Source organism: Rhizobacter sp. (assembly GCF_031412075.1).
Taxonomy (GTDB): Bacteria; Pseudomonadota; Gammaproteobacteria; order Burkholderiales; family Burkholderiaceae_C; genus Rhizobacter.
This window is the reverse complement of sequence record NZ_JANOCG010000300.1, coordinates 1-3273: the sequence shown is the minus strand read 5'-3', so window position 1 is coordinate 3273 and position 3273 is coordinate 1. Positions and strand designations below refer to the sequence as shown.

Annotated in this window: 2 protein-coding genes; both read right to left on the bottom strand. The window is 67.8% G+C overall.

Going from position 1 to position 3273, the window contains the following annotated elements; all coding sequences use genetic code 11:
• The coding region (locus tag RMO40_RS10995; protein ID WP_309720572.1) for a diguanylate cyclase domain-containing protein at positions 1-1415 on the bottom strand (1415 nt) is incomplete at its 3' end.
• Between the two features lie 87 nt (positions 1416-1502).
• Positions 1503-3273, bottom strand: a 1771-nt coding sequence (locus RMO40_RS10990) for an AAA family ATPase (RefSeq protein ID WP_309720569.1), incomplete at its 5' end; no start/stop codon positions are given.

Genomic DNA, 3273 nt, shown 5'->3' with positions numbered 1-3273 from the left:
TTCCAGCGCATCAAGGCTTCGGCACCGGTGATCTGGCCGCTCGGGGCGTGGATCTTCGGCTGGTAGTGCAGCTCGAGCTCCTTGTTGGCGATGGCGCGGCGCAGGTCTTGCAGCAGCTCCACCTGTTCGCGCGCGCCGGCCACCATGCGTTCTTCAAAGAAGCAGAGCGCGCCGCCGCCGGTGCGTTTGGCATTGCGCATGGCCGCGGCCGCGTGGGCGATCAACTTGGCCGCCGTGCCGTGCTCGGGGTAGACCGCCACGCCGACCGAGCACGACATCGAGATCTCGTGGTCTTCGATGCGGCACAGCTCGTTCATGCCACTCAGCACGCGCTCGGCCATGTGGGCAGCGTCCTTCGCGGTGGGGTTGTTTTCGAGCAGCAGCAAGAACTCGTCGCCGCCGGCCCGCGCCACCATGTCGCGCGTGCTCGACATGGTCCGCAGGCGCCGCGCCACCTCGCGCAGCACGGCGTCGCCCGTGGCCTGGCCGAAAGATTCGTTGACGGCTTTCAGGCCATCGACGTTGATGAACAACAAGGCCAGCTTGTGCTGCTGGCGGTCGGCGCGGATGGCCGCGACTTGCAGGCCTTCTTCAAACATCGAGCGGTTGGGCAGCTCGGTCAGGCGGTCGGTCTGCGCCGCGCGTTTCACTTCGTCGCGGGTGCGTTTGAGCAGCCTGCGAAAGCGCGCTTCGAGCACCGAGCTCATCAGCAGCAGGGCCAGCAGTGCCGGCACCCCCAGCACAGCCAGCGCCGACAGGGTGGCGGCCCCTGTGCGGCCGACCGAGAGCGACTGGCTCAGCAGCGGCACGGAGGCGGCGTACAGCACCGTCGCGTTGCCGATGGCGACGGCGCCGCCCAGGCCCAGGGCCACGCCGGCCTGCCAGGCCAGGCCCAGCTGCGGCGCCCGGTGGCGCCGCACCGCGACGATCGACAAGGCCGCGCCCGCGCAGACACACGCCAGCGCCCACCCCACGGCGACGCGTGGCAGGTCCCAGTGGGGGCCCGGGGTCAGCTGCAGTGCCATCAAGCTCAGTGCGGGCACGGCGCACACACCGCTGCCCAGCACCAGGGCCGCCACCAGCACACGCACACTTCCCAGGTCAGGCCGCGCGCTGAGGTACACGCTCATCGCCGAGCTCAGCAACGCGAGCAGCAGCGAGCCCACGGCCATGGCGCTGTCATACCCCAGCCGGAGCGGCAGGGGGTCGCCCGCCATCAAAATGAAGTGCGCGGCCCAGGTGCCGGCCGCCAAGGCCAGCGCAGACGCAAGCAGCGAGCGCCAGGCGGTGAAACGGTGGCGCGACGACACGCCGCGCGCCAGATCGAGCGCGACATAGGCCGCAAACATGGCCATCACCGTGGAGGCGGCCCACAAATCAGCGCCCACCCTCCAATCGAGAAAAGCCTCTTGCATCAAACCCTCAGGGAAACGGTCGTTCGTTCTTTATCGGCCGCGGAAGCCCTGGCTTGAGCGCCGCGTCCAAACGTGACGGAAGTCGCGTCAGTGCAAAAAGCCGATGTCGCGTCGGCGACGCACCTCGGGCTTGACCCGGTGCTCGGCTTCGAGCTGCGATAAAAACTCGTCGGGCGCGAACGCTTCGCCCAGCACGTCGACCTGGCGCTTGACCGAAGCAAAGTCGCCGGGGGCGAGCGCGTCCAGCCGGTGCAACCGGTCGGCCTGCTCGGCGCTCAGCAGTGCGCCGTCTCCGCCGAGCGCTTCGGCCACGAACATGCGCTCGCGCTGTACGGCGTTGAGCGGCATGATGCGGATCTTGAAGGTGAAGCGGCGCAGCGCCGCTTCGTCCAGGTCTTCAAACAGGTTGGTGGTGCAGATGAACACGCCCGAGAAGCGTTCCATGCCCTGCAGCATCTCGTTGACCTCGCTCACCTCGTAGTTGCGCTCGGCCATGCGCCGGCTGCGCAAGAAGCTGTCGGCCTCGTCGAGCAGCAACACGGCCTGCTCGGTCTGCGCCTCGTCGAACATGCGCGCCATGTTGGTCTCGGTTTCGCCGACGTATTTGCTCATCAGGTCGGAGGCCTGGCGAATCATCAGCGGGCGCTGCAGCTGTTGCGCAATGTGTTCGGCCAGCGCCGTCTTGCCGGTGCCCGGCGGGCCGTGAAAACACAGCGTGCCGTAGCCCTTGCGGCGCAAGGCTTCGATGATCTTCACCAGCTCGAAGCGCGATTCGGTGTGCACCAGGCTCAGGTCGTAGCTCGTTACCACGCGCCGGGCGCCGCGCTCGGTGCTGGTGCTGCCGAGTGCCTTGTCGGCGTTGCCGAGCTGGCGCTCGATCAGCGACTCCATGGTGGTGGCGTGGCTCTCATCGATCGCGAGCTTGGCGAACTTGACCGCGGTGCGCACCTGCGCTGGCGTCAGGCCCCTGCGTTCGGCGAGTTGCGCGGCAAAACCGGCTGACACCGCCACGCCATCGAGCGCCTTGGTGACCAGCGCCTCGCGCGCGCCCGGCGGCGGGCTCTTCAGCTCGAGGTGGTACTGGAAGCGGCGGCGAAACGCCGGGTCGATCTGCTCGATGCGGTTGGTGACCCAGATCACCGGCACCGGGTTGGTCTCCAGGATCTGGTTGACCCACGCCTTGCCGCTCACGCTGCCCGAGAGGGCGCCGTCTCCGGTGTCGAGCCGCGCCATCAATTGCGCCGCGTCGGTGGAGATCGGCGGGAACACGTCTTCGACCTCGTCGAACAGCAGCGCCACCTGCGGGCTGCCTTTCAAGAACACCTGGCTGATCTGCAGCGAGCGGTAGCGGTCGCGGCCGCTCAAGCTGTTGCCATCGCGGTCGGCGTATTCCACTTCGTAAAGTTCGAGCCCGGCCGATTGCGCGGCCACCTTGGCCAGCTCGGTCTTGCCGGTGCCGGGCGGGCCGTAGAGCAGCACGTTGACACCCGGCTCCTTGCGCGACACCGCGTTGCGCAAGAGCGAGGTCAGCATCTGCTGGTCGTCGCCGACAAAGTGAAAGTCGCTCGGCGTGAGCTCGCTGTGCGTGGCGGGGCGGGTGAACACCGCCATCAAATCCGACGGACCTTCGTAGTGGCGCATCAGCACCGGCGGCAGCTGCTCGCTGACCTTCATCAGGTCGGCCAGGTCGGTGATGTTGTGTTCGGAGATCAGGTTCTCGACCATGCCGGTGCGTTCCAGCCGCGAGCCGGCACGCAGCGCTTCGGCCACGTCTTGTTCGTTGACACCGGCCACCGCCGCGATGGCGGCGTAAGCCTCTTGGGCGTTCGACACCTTGAATTCGACCAGCAGGCCGCGC